The sequence below is a fragment of the Proluteimonas luteida genome (genome assembly GCF_021191695.1).
In the GTDB taxonomy this organism is placed as follows: domain Bacteria; phylum Pseudomonadota; class Gammaproteobacteria; order Xanthomonadales; family Xanthomonadaceae; genus Luteimonas; species Luteimonas luteida.
The window spans coordinates 1-18610 of sequence record NZ_JAIWPT010000026.1 but is presented as its reverse complement, the minus strand read 5'-3'; the positions used below and the strand labels follow the sequence as shown (position 1 = coordinate 18610).

Genomic DNA, 18610 nt, shown 5'->3' with positions numbered 1-18610 from the left:
ATGGACATGCCGTCGACCGGGCCGGTGCCGCGTGATCGCGCCACCGGCCTGCGGACGATCGCATTGCTGGAAACCGCCAAGGGGCTGCTGGCGCTGCTGGCCGCCGCCGCATTGGCGGCAGTCGGTCCCGAAGCGCTGCAGCAGGACGTCGAGCGCCTGCTCGGCTGGCTGGGCGTCGCAAGCCAGCGCGGCGGAACCGCGCTGCTCGACCGCATCACCCCGCAGACACTGCACGTGGCGATCGCCGTCGCACTGGTCTACGCATCGATGCGGCTGCTCGAGGGCTGGGGCCTGTGGCGCCATCGCGCCTGGGCATCCTGGCTGGGCTGCATCGGCGCGGCCGCCTACCTGCCGTTCGAGCTCTACGCCCTGTGGCGGCACCCCGACTGGCTGACCTGGGGCGTATTGCTGCTCAACCTGGCCATCGTGCTGGTGCTGGCAAACGACCTGCGCCGCCGGCATCGCGCAAGCGCTTAGGACGCGGCTCGCGGCGCCGGCCGCGCGGCAAGCCCGCCGCCGAAGACAGGCCAGGGAGTGGCGGGGCGGGACCCGCCTTACGAGGGGATCGCAGCCGCCGTCAGCTGCGCCTGCTTGCGCACGATCAGCATCGCCGTCTCCAGCGCCTGTTCGTAGTTCAGCCGTGGATCGACGGTCGAACGGTAGGCGCGCCCGAGGTCGATGTCGGTCAACGCGCGCGCGCCGCCGGTGCACTCGGTCACGTCCTCGCCGGTCAGCTCCAGGTGCACGCCGCCGAGCCGCGTCCCGGCCGCCGCATGCAGGTCGAAGGACTGCTCGATTTCGCTGCGGATCTTGTCGAAGCGCCGGGTCTTGTAGCCGTTGCTGGTCGATTCGGTATTGCCGTGCATCGCGTCGCAGATCCACAGCACGCGTCGGCCGGAACGCTTCACCGCATCGAGCAGCGGCGGCAGGCGTTCGGCGATCTGCGCCGCGCCCATGCGGTGGATCAGGCTCAGCCGGCCGGGTTCGTCGTCGGGGTTGAGCACGTCGATCAGCCGCAGCAGCGCGTCCGGCGTCGAGGTCGGCCCGACCTTGACCGCGACCGGATTGCGGATGCCGCGGAAGTACTCGACATGGGCGCCTTCCAGCGCCGCTGTGCGCACGCCGATCCACGGAAAATGCGTGCTGAGGTTGAACCAGCCCCACTGACGCGGCACCTGGCGGGTCTGGGCCTCCTCGTAGGGCAGCAGCAACGCCTCATGCGAGGTGTAGAAGTCCACACGGTTGAGGTTGTAGACCTGGGTGCCGGCCAGCGTCTCCATGAACCGCACCGCATCGCCCAGGCCCGAGACCATGCGCTGGTACTCCTCGGCCAGCGGCGATTCCCCGACCCAGTTCAGGCCCCAGTACTCGGGGTGGTGCAGGTCGGCGAAGCCACCGTCGATCAGCGCACGCACGAAATTCATCGTCATCGCCGAGCGCGCATGCGCCTTGATCATGCGCCGGGGATCGGGGATGCGCGCCTCGGCGGTGAACGCCGGCGCGTTGACCACGTCGCCACGGTAGCTCGGCAACGAAACGTCGCCACGGGTCTCCATGTCGGCCGAACGCGGCTTGGCGTACTGGCCGGCGAAGCGGCCGACCCGCACCACCGGGATGCGCAGCCCGTGCACCAGCACCAGGCTCATCTGCAGCAGCACCTTGAGCCGGTTGGAGATGATCTCCGACGAACAGTCGCCGAAGTTCTCCGCGCAGTCCCCGCCCTGCAGCAGGAAGCGCTTGCCCTCCTGGGCCTCGGCCAGTTGCTGCTTGAGGTTGAGGATCTCCCAGGAGGTCACCAGCGGCGGCAGCCGGCGCAGTTCCTCCTGCACCTCGGCCAGCGCCGCGGCATCGGGATAGGTCGGCAGCTGCAGAGCCGGGCGCTTGCGCCAGCTGTCGGGCTGCCAGTCTTCGGGAAGGTTCACGGCTTGCAGGTTTCGCTCGACGGACGGGGACATCGGACTTTCTTCCTCCTGCGCATCACGGCGGACTGCCGTGGCACCTGGCCCTGGGGCGCGGCCTGAACGACGTGGCCCAGGATGACGCGAATGATCGAATGGTCAGCGGCCGGACATCATCGGCGCCGCGTGCGCAGGCCGGCATACAGCGCGACCGCGCCCAGCAGCACGAACCACAGCAGGCTCCACGCGGGCATCGACAGGCCAAGGAAGGTCCAGTCGACCGTGCCGCAGTCGCCGCTGCCGGTCAGCACACGCTTGATCAACGTCGGCGTGTCCATCGTCTCGCGCATGAACGAGAACGGCGCGCCGCAAGCGGCGAATCCGGGCGGGTTCAACTGCAGCCAGACGTGGCGCCCGGCGATGCCGGCGCCGACCGCGGCCGCGGCGAATCCGAACAAGCCGTACACCCTGCGGCCGATGTCGCCGCGCGGCGCATGCACGCCGGCCACCAGCAGCACCAGCCCAAGTGCGGCGAACGCGATGCGCTGGAAGATGCACAGCGGGCACGGCTCCAGCCCCCACTGCAGCTGCGAATAGATCGCGAAGCCGATCAGGGCGAAGCAGACGACGGCGGCGCTGAGCATCAGCGCGCGGAACGACCAGCGGAAAGGGTTCATCGGAATGCCGGCAACGGATGAGCGTCGATTATCCCGCCGCGCGGCGCAAACAAAAACCCCGGCATTCGCCGGGGCTCTGTTCCACGCAGCACGTGCCGGCACCGCAACGGGTACCGGCGACGGCGGCTGGATTACTCGGCGTCAACGCCGGCCTGCGGGCGGTCCACCAGCTCGACATACGCCATCGGCGCATTGTCGCCGGCACGGAAGCCGCATTTGAGGATGCGCAGGTAGCCGCCGGGACGGCCCTGGTAACGCGGGCCCAGGGTGGTGAACAGGGTACCGACCGCTTCCTTGTCGCGCAGGCGCGCGAATGCGAGGCGGCGGTTGGCGACGCCGTCGACCTTGGCCAGGGTGATCAGCGGCTCGGCGACGCGGCGCAGTTCCTTGGCCTTGGGCAGGGTGGTCTTGATCAGCTCGCTCTTGAACAGCGAAGCGGCCATGTTGCGGAACATCGCTTCGCGATGGGCGCTGGTGCGATTGAACTTGCGTCCGGCTTTCTGGTGGCGCATGGGCGGGATCCTTCAGTGGAATGTTGGGTCGTTGGACATCGTTGTCGCCATCGGTGGCGTTGGAACCTGGACTGCGGATGGTCCTGACCGGCGAATCCTTCGCCGGAAGTGCCGCGGACTTGGGTCCGTCGGTTGGGTGTTGCGTACTTCTGAAAAGCCCGGGAGCCGCGGCTTGCGCCGCATTTGCAGCCCGGCCCGGCGCAGCGCGCCGGGCGTTCGCGCCCGCGACCGGTGCCTGAGGGCACCGGTCAAGCGCGGGCGCTCACCCCAGCATGCCGTGGTTGGAGACGCCGGCCGGCGGCCAGTTCTCCAGCTTCATGCCGAGCGCGAGGCCGCGCTGCGCGAGGACTTCCTTGATCTCGGTCAGCGACTTCTTGCCGAGGTTCGGGGTCTTCAGCAGCTCGACTTCGGTCTTCTGGATCAGGTCGCCGATGAAGTAGATGCTCTCGGCCTTGAGGCAGTTGGCCGAACGCACGGTCAGCTCGAGGTCGTCGATCGGGCGCAACAGCACCGGGTCGACGCCCGGGGTCTGCGGCTTCGCCGCGCCGCGGTCGCGGTGGGTGAAGTCGCCGAACACCGACAGCTGGTCGGTGAGGATGTCGGCGGCGGTGCGCACGGCCTCCTCGGCATCGATCGTGCCGTTGGTCTCGATGTCCAGCACCAGCTTGTCGAGGTCGGTACGCTGCTCGACGCGGGCCGCTTCGACCTCATAGGCGACGCGGCGGACCGGCGAGAACGAGGCGTCGAGCATCAGGCGGCCGATCGCACGGCTCTCCTCGTCCGGACGGCGACGCGCGGCGGCCGGCTGGTAGCCGAAGCCACGCTCGATCTTCAGACGCATGTTGATCGACGCGTCCTTGGTCAGGTGGCAGATCACGTGGTCGCCGTTGAGGATCTCGACGTTGTGGTCGGTCTTGATGTCGGATGCGGTCACGACGCCCGGGCCGGACTTGCTCAGCGACAGCGTCGAGCTCTCGCCGGTGCCCATGCGGATGGCGACGTCCTTGAGGTTGAGCAGGACTTCCAGCACGTCCTCCTGCAGGCCTTCGATGGTGCTGTACTCGTGCAGTACGCCGTCGATCTCGACTTCCGTGATGGCGAAGCCGGGGATCGAGGACAGCAGCACGCGACGCAGGGCATTGCCCAGCGTGTGCCCGTACCCGCGCTCCAGCGGCTCGATCACGACCTTCGCGCGGTTGCCCGCGAGACGTTCGATCTGCGGGCCACGCGGACGCAGTACCTGATTGGCGGTAGCCGTCATGATTTGTGTCTCTCCTGAGGAACGCCGTGCGCACGGCACGGCGACACCTGATTGAATTACTTCGAGTACAGCTCGACGATCAGCGCTTCGTTGATGTCCGCCGGCAGGTCACCGCGATCCGGGACGGCCTTGAACACGCCGCTGAACTTCTTCGAGTCGACCTCGACCCACGACGGCGACAGGTCCATCGTCGAGAACACGTTCAGGGCTTCCTGGACGCGAAGCTGCTTCTGCGCCTTCTCCGACAGCGCGATCGCGTCGCCCGCCTTGACCTGGTAGGACGGCAGGTTGACCGGCTGGCCGTTGACCGTGACGCCACGGTGGCTGACCAGCTGGCGCGCGGCCGGGCGGGTCACCGCGAAACCCATGCGGTAGACGACGTTGTCCAGGCGGGTTTCCAGCAGCTGCAGCAGGTTCTCGCCGGTGTTGCCCTTCTTGGTCGAGGCCTTCTTGTAGTAGTTGCGGAACTGGCGTTCCAGCAGGCCGTAGATGCGCTTGACCTTCTGCTTCTCGCGCAGCTGGGTGGCGTAGTCGGACAGCTTGCCCTTGCGGGTGTTGGTCGCGCCGTGCTGGCCGGGCTTCTGCTCGAGCTTGCACTTGGAGTCCAACGCGCGGTTGGGGCTCTTGAGCGACAGGTCTGCGCCTTCGCGACGGGCGAGCTTGCAGGTAGGACCGATATAACGAGCCATTGTTCTTTTGCTCCTCGGACGCTGCGGTTAGACGCGGCGCTTCTTCGGCGGACGGCACCCGTTGTGCGGGATCGGCGTCACGTCGATGATGTTGATGATCTTGTAGCCCACGTTGTTCAACGAACGCACGGCCGACTCACGGCCCGGACCCGGACCCTTGATGCGGACTTCCAGCGACTTCACGCCGTAGTCCAGCGCGGCCTTGCCGGCCTTCTCGGCGGCGACCTGCGCTGCGAACGGGGTCGACTTGCGCGAACCGCGGAAGCCTGCACCACCGGACGTCGCCCACGAGAGCGCGTTGCCCTGGCGGTCGGTGATCGTGATGATCGTGTTGTTGAACGAAGCGTGGACATGCGCGATGCCGTCGGTGACGACGCGCTTGATCTTCTTCTTGGTCTTGCTTGCGGACGGCTTGGCCATGGTCTGTGCTCCTTACTTCCTGATGGCCTTGCGCGGACCCTTGCGGGTGCGTGCATTGGTCCGGGTGCGCTGGCCGCGCAGCGGGAGGCCGCGACGATGGCGCAGGCCGCGATAGCACGACAGGTCCATCAGGCGCTTGATCGCGATGCCGACCTCGCGACGCAGATCGCCTTCGACCACGTACTTGCCGACTTCCGAGCGCAGGCGCTCGACTTCCGGCTCGGACAGCTCGCGGATCTTGGTGGTGGCGTCGACGCCGGCTGCTTCGCAGACCTTCTTCGACCGGGTACGGCCAATGCCGTAGATACTCTGAAGCCCGACCCAGACATGCTTCTGGGCAGGCAGATTGACACCTGCAATACGCGCCATGCGCGGATCTCCAACTGGTTTGGCTGCCAGGGGTTCAATCCCGGCAAAAGGGAACATGAAATTATAACAGGGCCTCGGCGCTTCAGGAAGCCCACCGCGCCGAAGCGCCCTGGACCCGGCATGGGGAGTGTGCCCATGCTCCGGCGACGGCACCGGGGCGGCAGCTTCGGGAAGACCCCTCGCCTGCCCCGCGCGCTACTCTGGCGCGCGGAAAACCCGGAACCACCCACGCCCGAGACCGCCGCGTGGGTCGCCCATCTTGAACCCCGGCGTGGATGTCCGGGGTTCCGGCGGCGCCCCGGAGGGCGCCAGGTGCGGACCGGGTGGAACCCGGAACGCCTGTAATCGTCGGCCGGCGATGCCGGCCGTGCCGCCTCAGCGCAGCGATGCCCCGCCGCGCGAACCCTTGAGGTTGGCCTTCTTGAGCAGGCTCTCGTACTGGTGCGACATCAGGTGCGACTGGATCTGCGCGATGAAATCCATGACCACGATGACCACGATCAGCAGCGAGGTACCGCCGAAATAGAACGAGGTGCCGAACTCGGCGCGCATGAACTCCGGCAGCAGGCAGACCGCCACCAGATAGGCCGCGCCCACCGCCGTCAAGCGGGTCAGCACGCCGTCGATGTAGTCCGCGGTCGCCTTGCCCGGGCGGATGCCCGGGATCAGCGCGCCCGACTTCTTCAGGTTGTCGGCGGTTTCCTGCGAGTTGAACACCAGCGCCGTGTAGAAGAACGCGAAGCCGGCGATCAGGCCGCCGAACAGCAGCACGTACAGCGGCTCGCCGGGCGACAGCGCCTGCGCGGCGCGCTGCAGCCACGTGGCCGAGCCCGCCTCGCCGAACCAGGTCGACACGGTCGCCGGGAACATGATGATCGACGAGGCGAAGATCGCCGGGATCACGCCCGCCATGTTGAGCTTGAGCGGCAGGAACGAGCTCTGGTTCATGTACGCGTTGCGGCCACCCTGGCGGCGCGCGTAGTTGACCGTGATGCGGCGCTGGCCGCGCTCGACGAAGACCACGAAGTAGATCGCGGCCAGGACCACGATCGCCAGCATGATCGCCGCGATCGGGCTCATGTCGCCGTTGCGCAACGAGTCGAACGTGCCGAACACCGCGCCCGGCAGCCCGGCGACGATACCGGCGAAGATGATCAGCGAGACGCCGTTGCCGATGCCGCGCTCGGTCACCTGCTCGCCCAGCCAGACCAGGAACATGGTGCCGGCGGTCAGCGCCACGATCGCGGTCAGCACGAAGCCCATGCCCGGCGCGTAGACCACCGGGATGCCGTTGTTGGCGCCCGAGCTCTGCAGCGCGACGGCAATGCCGGCCGACTGGAAGATCGCCAGCGGGATCGCGCCGATGCGCGACCACTGGGTGATCCGGCGCCGGCCCGACTCGCCTTCCTTCTGGATGGCCTTCAGGCTCGGCACCACCTGCACCAGCAGCTGCATGACGATCGACGCCGAGATGTACGGGATCACGTTCAGCGCGAACAGGCTGAAGCGCTCCAGCGCACCGCCGGAGAACATGTTGAACATGTCGACGATCGTGCCCTGCTGCTGCTCCATCAGCTGCAGCATGGCCTCGGGGTTGACGCCCGGCACCGGGATGAAGCAACCGATGCGGTAGACGATCAGTGCCCCGAGCACGAACAGCAGGCGCTGGCGCAGCTCGGTGAACTTGCCCAGACCGGCGCCAATGCCGCCCATTGCGCTACTGCTGCGTGACATTGAACGCTCCGATGTGACGATCTATCCGCACGCTTATCAATCCTTCACTCGAAATGGGAAGCCTGCCATCCGTGGCGCAACGCTACCGGTACCGGATCGACCGGCCCGTCCATCCATGGCCGGCCGCTCGCCGGCACGGCGCGGCAGTGCCGCGCCCGGCTTACGCCGGCTCGCCCTCGACCTTGCCGCCAGCGGCTTCGATCGCCTCGCGGGCGCCGGCGGTGGCCAGCACGCCCTTGAGCACGAGCTTCTTGCTGATCTCGCCCTTCTTGACGATCTTCGCGCGCTTGGCGGTGCTGGGCACCAGCTTGGCGGCGCGCAGCGCGGCGAAGTCGATGTCGCCATCGAGCTTGTCGAGCTGGTAGAGCATCACTTCGGCGGTGTCGAGCTTGAGCTTGGAGCGGAAACCGACCTTCGGCAGGCGCTTGCGCAGCGGCATCTGGCCGCCTTCGAAGCCGGCCTTGATCTTGCCCTTGCCCGAACGCGCGAACGAACCCTTGTGGCCGCGACCGGCGGTCTTGCCAAGGCCCGAGCCGATGCCGCGACCGACGCGCGTGCGCTCGGTGCGGGCGCCCTGTGCGGGCTTGAGAGAATTGAGCTTCATCTGATTACTCCTCGACCCGCACCAGGTAATGGACCTTGTTGATCAGTCCACGGACCTGCGGGCTGTCCTTCAGTTCGCGCACGTCGTTGAGCTTGTTCAGGCCCAGGGCCTTCACCGACAGGCGATGCTTGGCCTGCGAACCGCGCAGGCCCTTGACCAGGCGCACCTTGACGGTGCCGCCGGCGGCTTCGTTCTTAGCCATGAGCGATGTCCTCCAGCTTCTTGCCGCGCTTGGCCGCGATCTGCGCCGGCGAATGCATCTCCGCCAGGCCACGGATGGTCGCGCGCACCAGGTTGATCGGGTTGCGCGAGCCGACGGCCTTGGCCAGCACGTCCTTGACGCCGACGGCCTCGAGCACGGCGCGCATCGCGCCACCGGCGATGACGCCGGTACCTTCCGAGGCGGGCTGCATGAACACGCGCGCCGCGCCGTGGCCGGACTTGACCGTGTGCCACAGGGTGCTGCCGTTGAGGTCGATCGCGCGCTGGTTCTTGCGCGCCTGCTCCATCGACTTCTGGATCGCGACCGGCACTTCGCGCGCCTTGCCGTAGCCGAAGCCGACCTTGCCGTTGCCGTCGCCGACGACCGTCAGCGCGGTGAACGTGAACTGGCGACCGCCCTTGACGGTCTTGCTGACGCGGTTGACCGTGATCAGCTTCTCGATCATGCCGTCGTCGAGTTCTTCGCGGTCGCGATTACGGTCGCGGCCGCGGTTTTCCCTTTCGTTTGCCATTGTTGTCGCCTGTACTGGAAGGAGGATGTACGGCTCGGGCCGCTTGTGGTTGTGATGCGGTTCGGTGGAACGCGGACGCGGCACAGAAGGCCGCGGGCGTCCGGCACACCTCGTGCCGGCGAGTCAGGCGACACCGGGCGCGAAGCCCGGCGTCGACAGCGTGTCGTTCAGAACTGCAGGCCGCCCTCGCGGGCCGCGTCCGCCAGTGCCTTGATGCGGCCGTGGTAGCGGTAGCCCGAACGGTCGAACGCGACCTTCTCGATGCCCGCGGCCTTGGCCTTCTCGGCGATCGCGTGACCGACCTTGGCGGCGGCGTCGGCGTTCTTGCCGTTCTTCAGGCCGTCGCGCACGTCGGCCTGGGTGGTGCTGGCCGCGGCCAGGACCCTGGAGCCGTCGGCGGTGAACAGCTGGGCGTAGATGTGCTGACCGGTGCGCAGCACCGACAGGCGCGGCACGCCGAGAACGCGGATGTGTGCACGGGTCGACTTGGCGCGACGCAGGCGGGCGATGTTCTTGTCCATGGTGATTCTCCAGAAGCGGATCGGCTCGTCGGCAAGTCCGGTCCACGCGGGACCGGGCTTCCGCATTACGCCTTCTTGGCTTCCTTGCGGATGATGGTTTCGTCGGAGTACTTGACGCCCTTGCCCTTGTACGGCTCCGGCGGACGGAAGCTGCGGATCTTCGCGGCGACTTCACCCACCTGCTGCTTGTCGGCGCCCTGGACCAGGATCTCGGTCTGGGTCGGCGTGGTGATGGTGATGCCTTCCGGCGCCTGGAACACGACCGGGTGCGAGAAGCCCAGCGACAGGTTCAGGTCCTTGCCCTGCACCGCGGCGCGGTAGCCGACGCCGACCAGGTCGAGCTTGCGCTCGAAGCCCTGCGACACGCCGTGCACCATGTTCGCGACGATGGCACGCAGGGTGCCGGTCAGCGCGATCTGCGACGGATCGTTGGCCGAGAGCAGCGCGTTGCCGTCCTCGATGCGGATTTCGATGTCAGCCGGCTTGGCCAGCGACAGGGTGCCCTTCGGCCCCTTGACGCTGACGCTCTCGGGCTGGATGTTGAGTTCGACACCCTTCGGCAGGGCGATCGGCTTCTTGGCGACTCGGGACATTGGATTCGTACTCCCTTAGGCCACGAAGCACAGGACTTCACCGCCGACGCCCTGCTGGCGCGCCTGCGCATCGGTCATGATGCCCTTCGAGGTGGAAATGATGGCGACGCCCAGGCCGTTGAGGACCTTCGGCAGCGCGTCCTTGCCGCGGTACTGGCGCAGGCCCGAGCGCGAGACGCGCTGCAGGCGCTCGATCACCGGGCGGCCTTCGAAATACTTCAGCACGATCTCGAGCTCGGCCTTGGCGCCGTTCTCGGTCACGCGGATGTCGCCGATGTAGCCCTCGTCCTTGAGGACGTTGGCGATGGCGACCTTGGTCTTGGACGACGGCATCTTCACCGTCTGCTTGCCGACCGCTGCCGCATTTCGAATGCGGACCAGCATGTCGGCGATGGGATCAGTCATGCTCATGATGATTACCTTCTGAGTGCACCGATATCCGCTTTCGCGAATTCTGTTTTGTGCCCGCCCATGACGGCCGGGGTCTTGCGGGAGGGGGCATATTCTACAGGTCCGGCGCCTGAGCGCCAGACCTGCCGGACACGCACCCGCCGTCCGTTGTTACCAGCTGGCCTTGCGCAGGCCCGGCACGTCGCCGCGCATGGTGGCTTCGCGCAGCTTGTTGCGGCCCAGGCCGAACTTGCTGTACACGCCGCGCGGGCGGCCGGTCAGGGCGCAACGGTTGACCTGGCGCGACGGCGAGGAGTCGCGCGGCAGCTTCTGCAGCTTGGTCGCGGCCTCGATCTTCTCCTCGTAGCTCGCGGTCGTGCTGCTGATGATCTTCTTCAGCGCGTCGCGCTTGGCGCCGTGCTGCTTGGCCAGCTTCTCACGCTTGACCTCGCGGTTGACCATGGATGTCTTTGCCATGTGTAGATCCTTGTGATTCGTGATTCGTGATTCGTGATTGGAAAGTGCGGGTTCGGGACGGCGGTTGCCGTTACGAATCACCAATCACAAATCACTGATCACGGCTTCATCAGTTGCGGAACGGGAAGCGGAAGGCTTCCAGCAGCGCCTTGGCTTCTTCGTTGGTGCGGGCGGTGGTGGTGATGGCGATGTCCATGCCGCGGATCGCGTCGACCTGGTCGAAGTCGATTTCCGGGAAGATGATCTGCTCCTTCACACCCATGTTGTAGTTGCCGCGACCGTCGAACGAGCGGCCCGACACGCCACGGAAGTCGCGCACGCGCGGCAGCGAGACATTGATCAGGCGATCCATGAACTCGTACATGCGGTTGCGGCGCAGCGTGACCTTGCAGCCGATCGGCCAGCCGTCGCGGATCTTGAACGAGGCGACCGAGACGCGCGACTTGGTCACCAGCGGCTTCTGGCCGCTGATCTTGGCCATGTCGGCGGTGGCGTTCTCGAGGATCTTCTTGTTCGCGGCAGCCTCGCCCACGCCCATGTTCAGCGTGATCTTGGTCAGGCGCGGCACCTGCATGATGTTGTCGTAGCCGAACTGCTCCATGAGCTTCGGCACCACTTCATCCTTGTAGAACTGTTCCAGACGGGTCGTCATTTGTGCATTCCTCAGGCGTCGAGCGCCTCACCGCTCGAGCGGAACACGCGCAGCGTGCGTCCATCCTCGAGCTTCTTGATTCCGACGCGCTCGCCCTTGCCGGTGGCAGGGTTGAACGGCATCACGTTCGATGCGTGGATCGGCGCTTCGCGCTCGATCACGCCACCGGGCTGCCCGGCCTGCGGGTTCGGCTTGGTATGGCGCTTGACGAGGTTGATGTTCGCGACGACGACCTTGTCGCCGACCACGCGCACCACATCGCCGCGCTTGCCCTTGTCCTTGCCGGCGATCACGATCACGTGGTCGCCCTTCTTGATTCGATTGGCCATTTCAGTGTCCTCCGCTCAGAGCACTTCAGGTGCGAGCGAGACGATCTTCATGAACTTCTCGGAACGCAGTTCGCGGGTCACAGGCCCGAAGATGCGGGTGCCGATCGGCTCCTGCTTGTTGTTCAGCAACACGGCGGCGTTGCCGTCGAAGCGGATCAGCGAACCGTCCGCGCGACGCACGCCCTTGCGGGTGCGCACCACGACGGCGTCGTAGACCTCGCCCTTCTTGACCTTGCCGCGCGGAATCGCTTCCTTGACCGACACCTTGATGATGTCGCCGATCGCGGCGTAGCGGCGCTTGGAGCCGCCGAGCACCTTGATGCACATCACTTCCTTGGCACCGCTGTTGTCCGCCACGTCGAGGTGGCTCTGCATCTGGATCATGGTCTGCCCTCCTCTGTTATTCGGCGGCGCGCGCGACGATTTCCGCCACACGCCAGTTCTTGGTCTTGGAGATCGGCGCGATCTCGACCACCTTCACCAGATCGCCTTCCTGGCAGGCGTTCTCGGCGTCGTGGGCGTGCAGTTTGGTCGAGCGGCGGATGTACTTGCCGTACAGCGCATGCTTGACCTGACGCTCGACCAGCACGGTGACGGTCTTGTCCATCTTGTTGCTGACCACTCGGCCCTGGACCGTGCGCTGCTTTTTATCGGTATTCGTCATGGTCTGGTCCTTACTTCTTCTGACCGATCAGGGTGTTGACGCGCGCGATCTCGCGGCGCACCCGACGGGCTTCATGCGTCTTGGTCAGCTGGCCGGTGGCCTTCTGCATGCGGAGCGAGAAACGCTCCTTGTGCAGGTCGATGAGATGCGACTGCAGCTCCTCGGCCGACTTCTCGCGGAGTTCCTTGGTCGTAGCCATCAGCGCACCGTCCGGGTCACGAAAGTGGTGGTGACCGAGAGCTTGGCGGCAGCCAGGCGGAACGCCTCGCGTGCGGTCGCCTCGTCGATGCCCTCGATTTCGAAGATCATGCGGCCGGGCTGGATCTGGGCGACCCAGTACTCGACGCCGCCCTTACCGGAGCCCATGCGGACTTCGATCGGCTTCTTGGTGATCGGCTTGTCCGGGAACACGCGGATCCACATCTTGCCGCCACGCTTGACGTGACGGCTGATGGTCCGGCGGCCGGCTTCGATCTGACGCGCGGTCAGCTGTCCGGTCGCGGTGGCCTTGAGGCCGAACTCGCCGAAGCTGACTGCATTTCCGCTCCATGCCAGGCCTTCATTCCGGCCCTTGTGCATCTTGCGGTACTTGGTGCGCTTGGGTTGCAGCATGATTAGTCCCTCGACTCGCGGTCACGACGCGGGCCACGCGGACGATCGCGGTCACCGCGGTCGTTGCGATCGCCACGCGGCGTGTCGTCCTGTTTCTCCTGGCCGACCTGGGCGAAGTCGAAGATCTCGCCCTTGTAGATCCAGGTCTTGATGCCGATGATGCCGTAGGTCGTCTTGGCTTCGGCGAAGCCGTAATCGACGTCCGCGCGCAGGGTGTGCAGCGGCACGCGACCTTCGCGGTACCACTCCGAGCGGGCGATCTCGGCGCCGTTGAGGCGGCCGGCGACGTTGACCTTGATGCCCAGCGCGCCCAGGCGCATCGCGTTGCCCACGGCGCGCTTCATCGCGCGACGGAACATGATGCGGCGCTCGAGCTGCTGCGCGATCGACTCGGCGACCAGCTGCGCGTCGAGCTCGGGCTTGCGCACCTCGGTGACGTTGATGTGCGCCGGGACGCCCATCATCGTGCTGACGTCCTTGCGCAGCTTCTCGATGTCCTCGCCGCGCTTGCCGATCACCACGCCCGGGCGGGCGGTGTGGATCGTCACGCGCGCGGTCTTGGCCGGACGCTCGATCAGGATCTTGCTGATGCCGGCCTGGGCGAGGCGCTTGCGCAGCATCTCGCGGACCTTGATGTCGGCGACCAGGTACTCGGCGAATTCCTTCTTGCCGGCGTACCACTTGGAATTCCAGTCCTTGGCGATGCCCAGGCGGATGCCGGTGGGATGAACTTTGTGACCCATATTACTTGCCCTCTCCCACGACGACGGTGATATGGCTGGTGCGCTTGAGGATGCGGGTGCCGCGTCCCTTCGCACGTGCCATGAAGCGCTTCAGCGTCGGACCTTCATCGACGGTGATCGTGGCGATCTTCAGCTCGTCGACGTCGGCGCCGGCGTTGTTCTCCGCATTCGCGATCGCCGACTCGACCACCTTCTTGATCAGGTGGGCGGCCTTCTTGTCCGAGAACTTCAGCAGGCCGACGGCGCGCTCGACCGGCAGGCCACGGACCTGGTCGGCGACCAGGCGTGCCTTCTGCGGCGAGATGCGCGCGGTCCGCAGGATCGCGGTGCGCTTGTTGACTTCGGTCCGGGCGCGCTTCTGCTCGTCGAGCCTGGATTTGGTTGCCTTGTCCATTGTGCGCTCCTTACCTGCCCGACTTCTTGTCGCCGCCGTGACCCTTGAAGGTCCGGGTCAGCGCGAATTCGCCGAGCTTGTGGCCCACCATGTTCTCGTTGACCAGCACCGGGACGTGGTTCTTGCCGTTGTGGATGGCGATGGTGAAACCGATCATGTCCGGCAGGACCATCGAACGACGCGACCAGGTCTTGATCGGCTTCTTGGTGTTGCTGCCCGCGGCTTCCACCTTCTTGAGCAGGTGGTGGTCGACGAACGGACCCTTCTTGAGTGAACGTGCCATGGTCTATCAGCTCCTGCGATCGCGAACGATGAACTGTTGCGTCCGCTTGTTATGGCGGGTCTTGTAACCCTTGGTCGGCACGCCCCACGGGGTGACCGGATGCGGGTTGCCCTGGCCGGCGCGGGCCTCACCACCGCCGTGCGGATGGTCGACCGGGTTCATCGCCGCGCCGCGGACCGTCGGCTTGACGCCGCGCCAGCGCTTGGCGCCGGCCTTGCCGAGCTTCTCGAGGCTGTGCTCGTCGTTGCTGACCTCGCCGATCGTGGCGCGGCACTCGGACGGCACCCGGCGCACTTCGCCCGAGCGCAGGCGCACCGTGGCGTAGACGCCTTCACGCGAGACCAGCTGTACGGCGGCACCGGCGGCGCGGGCGATCTGCGCGCCCTTGCCCGGCTTCATCTCGATGCAGTGGATCGTCGAGCCGACCGGGATGTTGCGCAGCGGCAGCGTGTTGCCGGTCTTGATCGGCGCGTCCGAACCCGAGATCACCTGGTCGCCGGCCTTCAGGCCCTTGGGGGCGATGATGTAGCGGCGCTCGCCGTCGACATAGCACAGCAGTGCGATGTGCGCGGTGCGGTTGGGGTCGTATTCGATGCGCTCCACGCGCGCCGGAATGCCTTCCTTGTCACGCTTGAAGTCGACGATGCGGTAGTGCTGCTTGTGGCCACCGCCGATGTGGCGGGTGGTGATGCGGCCGTGGTGGTTGCGACCACCGGTCTTGCTCTTCTTCTCGACCAGCGCAGCGTGCGGGGCACCCTTGTGCAGCTCCGGGTGCACCACGCGGACCGCGGAACGGCGGCCGGCGGAAGTGGGCTTGAATTTCATCAATGGCATCGGGGCTTCCTCAGACCTTCGCGTTCATGACGTCGATCGACTGGCCGTCGGCCAGCTTGACGTACGCCTTGCGCCAGTCGCCACGGCTGCCTTGGCGCTGACGGAAGGACTTGTTCTTGCCCTTCACGTTGACGACATTGACCGCCTCGACCGTCACGTCGAACAGCTTCTCGACCGCGGCCTTGATGTCGGCCTTGGTCGCGACCGTCGACACTTCGAACGCGTACTGGTTGGACAGTTCCTGCAGGCGCGCGGTCTTCTCGGACACGCGCGGTGCACGGATCACTTCATAGAGCTTGGCGTCGTTCATGCCAGCCACTCCTCGATCTTCTTCACCGCATCGGTGGTGATCAGCACGCTGTCGGCACCGACCAGCGAAACCGGGTCCAGGCCCTGCACGTCGCGGATCTCGACGTAGGGCAGGTTGCGGGCCGACAGGTACAGGTGTTCGGACGCTTCCTCGGTCACGATCAGCGGGCGCTTGCCCAGATCGAATTCCTTGAGCTTGGCGACCATGCCGCTGGTCTTCGTCTGATCGAGGTCGAACGCCTCGACGACGGTCAGGCGGCCCTGGCGGTTGAGCTCGGACAGGATCGACGAGATCGCCGCGCGGTACATCTTGCGGTTGACCTTCTGCGCGAAGCTGCGCGGCTTGGCCGCGAAGGTCACGCCGCCGCCGACGAAGATCGGCGCGGTGAGGGCGCCATGACGCGCACCGCCGCCCTTCTGCTTCTTCGACTTCTTGGTCGTGCCGTTGACTTCCGCACGGGTCTTCTGCGCCTTGGTGCCGGCGCGACCGGCGTTGCGATAGGCGACGACGACCTGGTGGACCAGGTCTTCGCTGAAATCGCGGCCGAAGACTTCGTCGGAGACCGACAGCTTCGCGCTGCTGTTGTTGATTGCGAGTTCCATCGTGCTACTCCTTATGCCTTGCTCGACGGACGCACGATCACGTCACCGCCCGGCGCACCCGGCACCGCGCCCTTGACGGCGATCAGGCCGCGCTCGGCGTCGACCTTGACGATCTGCAGGCGCTGCGTGCTCTGCTGGACGGCGCCCATGTGGCCGGACATCTTCTTGCCCGGAAACACGCGGCCCGGCGTCTGGCGCTGGCCGAGCGAACCCGGCTGGCGATGCGACAGCGAGTTGCCGTGGGTGGCGTCGCCCATCTTGAAGTTCCAGCGCTTGATCGTGCCCTGGAAGCCCTTGCCCTTGGTGACGCCCTGGACGTCGACGAGCTGGCCCACTTCGAAGATGTCGGCCTTGATCTCGCCACCGACGCTGAAGTCGCCGATCTTGTCGTCGGCGACGCGGAGCTCCCACAGGCCGCGGCCTGCCTCGACCTTCGCCTTGGCGAGGTGGCCGGTTTCCGGCTTGTTGACCAGCACGGCGCGCTTGCTGCCGACGGTCACCTGCACGGCACTGTAGCCGTCGGACTCCGGGGTCTTGATCTGGGTGATGCGGTTGGGCGTGGCCTCGATCAGCGTCACCGGCACGGACTTGCCGTCCTCGGTGAACACGCGGCTCATGCCGGCCTTGCGGCCGACGATGCCCAACGAATGGATCTTCGCGGTCATGATGCGGGCCTTTAGGTCAGTTTGATCTGGACGTCGACGCCGGCCGCGAGCTCGAGCTTCATCAGCGCGTCCACGGTCTTGTCGTTGGGGTCGACGATGTCGAGCACGCGCTTGTGCGTGCGGGTTTCGTACTGGTCACGCGCATCCTTGTCGACGTGCGGCGACGTCAGGATGGTGTAACGCTCGATCTTGGTCGGCAGCGGGATCGGGCCGCGCACCTGCGCGCCGGTCCGCTTTGCGGTTTCGACGATCTCGCTGGCCGAACGGTCGATCAGGCGATGATCGAACGCCTTGAGGCGGATCCGGATCTTTTGGTCCGTCATGACGGAAATATCCTTGGTTGAAAGAGCGACGGGCCCGCGGCTGGGTGCGCGGAACCCCATGAAATCCGATGACAGCCCGACGCTGGTGCCCGCGCGCCGGACGCATCCCTTGCAAACGACAAGGCAGACCGGTCGCCCGATCTGCCCAGACAGGAATCCACAGACGCAATGATCCGCTCCATCCCTGCATGCCTCGAAGAACTTCGGGGCGGGTGGAGCGCAGCCTTGCGACATTTCCGTGTCTGGCGAAGACGAGGCGCTTCCCGCACCTCATTTCGCGGCTTCACGACCTGAATTCGCTTCGGGCCGTGAAGAGTCCAGCATTCTAACTGGGTCAACGGGGCAATTGCAACAGGCAACTACCAGAAAACACCGGGGAAACGACGGGACGGAAAGGAACGCACCGCCCTCGATGGATGCGGCGGGCGCCAGGCCCGCCGCATGCCGATCGGCTTACTTGATGATCTTGGCCACGACGCCGGCGCCGACGGTGCGGCCGCCCTCGCGGATCGCGAAGCGCAGGCCCTCGTCCATCGCCACCGGGTTGATCAGCGACACCACCATCTTCACGTTGTCGCCCGGCATCACCATCTCCACGCCTTCCGGCAGCTCCACCGCACCCGTGATGTCGGTCGTGCGGAAGTAGAACTGCGGACGGTAGCCCTTGAAGAACGGCGTGTGACGGCCACCCTCGTCCTTCGACAGCACGTACACCTCCGCCTCGAAGTCGGTGTGCGGCTTGATCGAACCCGGCTTGCACAGCACCTGGCCGCGCTCCACGTCGTCACGCTTGGTGCCGCGCAGCAGCAGGCCCGCGTTGTCGCCCGCCTGGCCCTGGTCCAGCAGCTTGCGGAACATCTCCACGCCCGTGACCGTGGTCTTCTGCGTCGGACGGATGCCCACGATCTCGATTTCGTCGCCGACCTTGATGATGCCGCGCTCGATGCGGCCCGTCACCACCGTGCCGCGACCCGAGATCGAGAACACGTCCTCGACCGGCATCAGGAACGGCTTGTCCACGTCACGCTCCGGCTCCGGAATGAACGTGTCCAGCGCTTCCACCAGCTTCAGGATCGACGGCACGCCGATCTCGCTCTGGTCGCCTTCCAGCGCCAGACGCGCCGAACCGTGGATGATCGGGGTGTCGTCGCCCGGGAACTCGTACTTGGTCAGCAGCTCGCGCACTTCCATCTCGACCAGCTCGAGCAGCTCCGCGTCATCGACCATGTCCGCCTTGTTCAGGAACACCACGATGTGCGGCACGCCCACCTGGCGCGACAGCAGGATGTGCTCGCGCGTCTGCGGCATCGGGCCGTCCGC

Annotated in this window: 31 protein-coding genes; 1 reads left to right on the top strand and 30 read right to left on the bottom strand. The window is 66.2% G+C overall.

Translation table 11 applies throughout. The features are described 5' to 3' along the window. A complete protein-coding gene (locus LDO26_RS16985) occupies positions 1–477 on the top strand; it encodes a DUF2127 domain-containing protein (RefSeq protein ID WP_435594118.1) in 477 nt (158 codons plus the stop codon). Between the two features lie 77 nt (positions 478–554). Here LDO26_RS16985 and LDO26_RS16980 read toward each other — a convergent pair whose 3' ends face one another. The 30 genes from LDO26_RS16980 to tuf all read right to left on the bottom strand — a co-directional run. Continuing rightward, positions 555–1955, bottom strand: coding sequence for a class II 3-deoxy-7-phosphoheptulonate synthase (locus LDO26_RS16980; protein WP_232132281.1), 1401 nt, complete (start codon positions 1953–1955; stop codon positions 555–557). A gap of 116 nt (positions 1956–2071) precedes the next feature. Then, on the bottom strand, positions 2072–2575 hold the full coding sequence (locus LDO26_RS16975; protein ID WP_232132280.1) for a disulfide bond formation protein B: 504 nt from the start codon (positions 2573–2575) through the stop codon (positions 2072–2074). Positions 2576–2706: 131 nt separating this feature from the next. Next, complete coding sequence (rplQ, locus tag LDO26_RS16970; protein WP_232132279.1) at positions 2707–3087, bottom strand: 50S ribosomal protein L17; 381 nt, start codon at positions 3085–3087, stop codon at positions 2707–2709. A 262-nt stretch (positions 3088–3349) separates the two neighbouring features. Beyond that, entirely contained in the window at positions 3350–4348 is a 999-nt protein-coding gene (locus LDO26_RS16965; protein WP_232132278.1) for a DNA-directed RNA polymerase subunit alpha, read from the bottom strand. Between the two features lie 56 nt (positions 4349–4404). Beyond that, the gene (gene rpsD / locus LDO26_RS16960; protein WP_232132277.1) at positions 4405–5037 is read right to left on the bottom strand and encodes a 30S ribosomal protein S4; all 633 of its coding nucleotides are present in this window, start codon (positions 5035–5037) and stop codon (positions 4405–4407) included. Between the two features lie 27 nt (positions 5038–5064). Further along, positions 5065–5457: a 30S ribosomal protein S11 gene (rpsK, locus tag LDO26_RS16955; RefSeq protein ID WP_101926021.1), complete on the bottom strand. Its 393-nt coding sequence runs from the start codon at positions 5455–5457 to the stop codon at positions 5065–5067. A gap of 12 nt (positions 5458–5469) precedes the next feature. Next, the gene (gene rpsM, locus LDO26_RS16950; protein WP_232132276.1) at positions 5470–5826 is read right to left on the bottom strand and encodes a 30S ribosomal protein S13; all 357 of its coding nucleotides are present in this window, start codon (positions 5824–5826) and stop codon (positions 5470–5472) included. Between the two features lie 375 nt (positions 5827–6201). Then, the gene (gene secY, locus LDO26_RS16945) at positions 6202–7560 is read right to left on the bottom strand and encodes a preprotein translocase subunit SecY (RefSeq protein WP_435594117.1); all 1359 of its coding nucleotides are present in this window, start codon (positions 7558–7560) and stop codon (positions 6202–6204) included. 160 nt (positions 7561–7720) lie between these two features. After that, positions 7721–8164, bottom strand: a complete 444-nt coding sequence (gene rplO / locus LDO26_RS16940; protein WP_232132274.1) for a 50S ribosomal protein L15 — start codon at positions 8162–8164, stop codon at positions 7721–7723. A 4-nt stretch (positions 8165–8168) separates the two neighbouring features. Continuing rightward, a complete protein-coding gene (gene rpmD / locus LDO26_RS16935; RefSeq protein ID WP_047137627.1) occupies positions 8169–8366 on the bottom strand; it encodes a 50S ribosomal protein L30 in 198 nt (65 codons plus the stop codon). Beyond that, on the bottom strand, positions 8359–8898 hold the full coding sequence (gene rpsE, locus LDO26_RS16930) for a 30S ribosomal protein S5 (protein ID WP_232132273.1): 540 nt from the start codon (positions 8896–8898) through the stop codon (positions 8359–8361). The genes rpmD and rpsE overlap by 8 nt, the downstream gene beginning before the upstream one ends. A 167-nt stretch (positions 8899–9065) precedes the next feature. Continuing rightward, on the bottom strand, positions 9066–9425 hold the full coding sequence (rplR, locus tag LDO26_RS16925; protein WP_232132297.1) for a 50S ribosomal protein L18: 360 nt from the start codon (positions 9423–9425) through the stop codon (positions 9066–9068). A 59-nt stretch (positions 9426–9484) separates the two neighbouring features. After that, positions 9485–10012: a 50S ribosomal protein L6 gene (rplF, locus tag LDO26_RS16920; RefSeq protein WP_232132272.1), complete on the bottom strand. Its 528-nt coding sequence runs from the start codon at positions 10010–10012 to the stop codon at positions 9485–9487. 15 nt (positions 10013–10027) lie between these two features. After that, positions 10028–10423: a 30S ribosomal protein S8 gene (rpsH, locus tag LDO26_RS16915; RefSeq protein ID WP_232132271.1), complete on the bottom strand. Its 396-nt coding sequence runs from the start codon at positions 10421–10423 to the stop codon at positions 10028–10030. 150 nt (positions 10424–10573) lie between these two features. Beyond that, positions 10574–10879, bottom strand: coding sequence for a 30S ribosomal protein S14 (gene rpsN, locus LDO26_RS16910; protein WP_232132270.1), 306 nt, complete (start codon positions 10877–10879; stop codon positions 10574–10576). 109 nt (positions 10880–10988) lie between these two features. After that, entirely contained in the window at positions 10989–11531 is a 543-nt protein-coding gene (gene rplE, locus LDO26_RS16905) for a 50S ribosomal protein L5 (protein WP_232132269.1), read from the bottom strand. 11 nt (positions 11532–11542) lie between these two features. Continuing rightward, positions 11543–11860 carry a 50S ribosomal protein L24 gene (gene rplX / locus LDO26_RS16900; protein ID WP_232132268.1) on the bottom strand — a complete coding sequence of 106 codons (318 nt, stop codon included), beginning with the start codon at positions 11858–11860 and terminating at the stop codon, positions 11543–11545. 15 nt (positions 11861–11875) lie between these two features. Next, positions 11876–12244, bottom strand: coding sequence for a 50S ribosomal protein L14 (gene rplN, locus LDO26_RS16895; RefSeq protein WP_232132267.1), 369 nt, complete (start codon positions 12242–12244; stop codon positions 11876–11878). 16 nt (positions 12245–12260) lie between these two features. After that, complete coding sequence (gene rpsQ, locus LDO26_RS16890; protein WP_232132266.1) at positions 12261–12524, bottom strand: 30S ribosomal protein S17; 264 nt, start codon at positions 12522–12524, stop codon at positions 12261–12263. A gap of 10 nt (positions 12525–12534) precedes the next feature. Beyond that, positions 12535–12723: a 50S ribosomal protein L29 gene (gene rpmC, locus LDO26_RS16885; protein WP_232132265.1), complete on the bottom strand. Its 189-nt coding sequence runs from the start codon at positions 12721–12723 to the stop codon at positions 12535–12537. Then, the gene (rplP, locus tag LDO26_RS16880) at positions 12723–13136 is read right to left on the bottom strand and encodes a 50S ribosomal protein L16 (protein WP_232132264.1); all 414 of its coding nucleotides are present in this window, start codon (positions 13134–13136) and stop codon (positions 12723–12725) included. The genes rpmC and rplP overlap by 1 nt, the downstream gene beginning before the upstream one ends. Positions 13137–13138: 2 nt before the next feature. Beyond that, positions 13139–13879, bottom strand: coding sequence for a 30S ribosomal protein S3 (rpsC, locus tag LDO26_RS16875; RefSeq protein ID WP_232132263.1), 741 nt, complete (start codon positions 13877–13879; stop codon positions 13139–13141). A gap of 1 nt (position 13880) precedes the next feature. Next, entirely contained in the window at positions 13881–14273 is a 393-nt protein-coding gene (gene rplV / locus LDO26_RS16870) for a 50S ribosomal protein L22 (RefSeq protein WP_232132262.1), read from the bottom strand. A 10-nt stretch (positions 14274–14283) separates the two neighbouring features. Continuing rightward, the gene (rpsS, locus tag LDO26_RS16865; protein ID WP_232132261.1) at positions 14284–14556 is read right to left on the bottom strand and encodes a 30S ribosomal protein S19; all 273 of its coding nucleotides are present in this window, start codon (positions 14554–14556) and stop codon (positions 14284–14286) included. 6 nt (positions 14557–14562) lie between these two features. Next, positions 14563–15390, bottom strand: coding sequence for a 50S ribosomal protein L2 (rplB, locus tag LDO26_RS16860; protein ID WP_232132260.1), 828 nt, complete (start codon positions 15388–15390; stop codon positions 14563–14565). A 10-nt stretch (positions 15391–15400) separates the two neighbouring features. Further along, positions 15401–15700: a 50S ribosomal protein L23 gene (rplW, locus tag LDO26_RS16855; RefSeq protein WP_232132259.1), complete on the bottom strand. Its 300-nt coding sequence runs from the start codon at positions 15698–15700 to the stop codon at positions 15401–15403. Next, positions 15697–16302 carry a 50S ribosomal protein L4 gene (rplD, locus tag LDO26_RS16850; RefSeq protein ID WP_232132258.1) on the bottom strand — a complete coding sequence of 202 codons (606 nt, stop codon included), beginning with the start codon at positions 16300–16302 and terminating at the stop codon, positions 15697–15699. Before rplD ends, rplW begins: the two co-directional genes overlap by 4 nt. Before the next feature lie 11 nt (positions 16303–16313). Then, on the bottom strand, positions 16314–16967 hold the full coding sequence (rplC, locus tag LDO26_RS16845; protein WP_232132257.1) for a 50S ribosomal protein L3: 654 nt from the start codon (positions 16965–16967) through the stop codon (positions 16314–16316). 11 nt (positions 16968–16978) lie between these two features. Further along, the gene (gene rpsJ, locus LDO26_RS16840; RefSeq protein WP_047137645.1) at positions 16979–17290 is read right to left on the bottom strand and encodes a 30S ribosomal protein S10; all 312 of its coding nucleotides are present in this window, start codon (positions 17288–17290) and stop codon (positions 16979–16981) included. Between the two features lie 453 nt (positions 17291–17743). Continuing rightward, positions 17744–18610, bottom strand: an 867-nt coding sequence (tuf, locus tag LDO26_RS16835; RefSeq protein WP_232132256.1) for an elongation factor Tu, incomplete at its 5' end; no start/stop codon positions are given.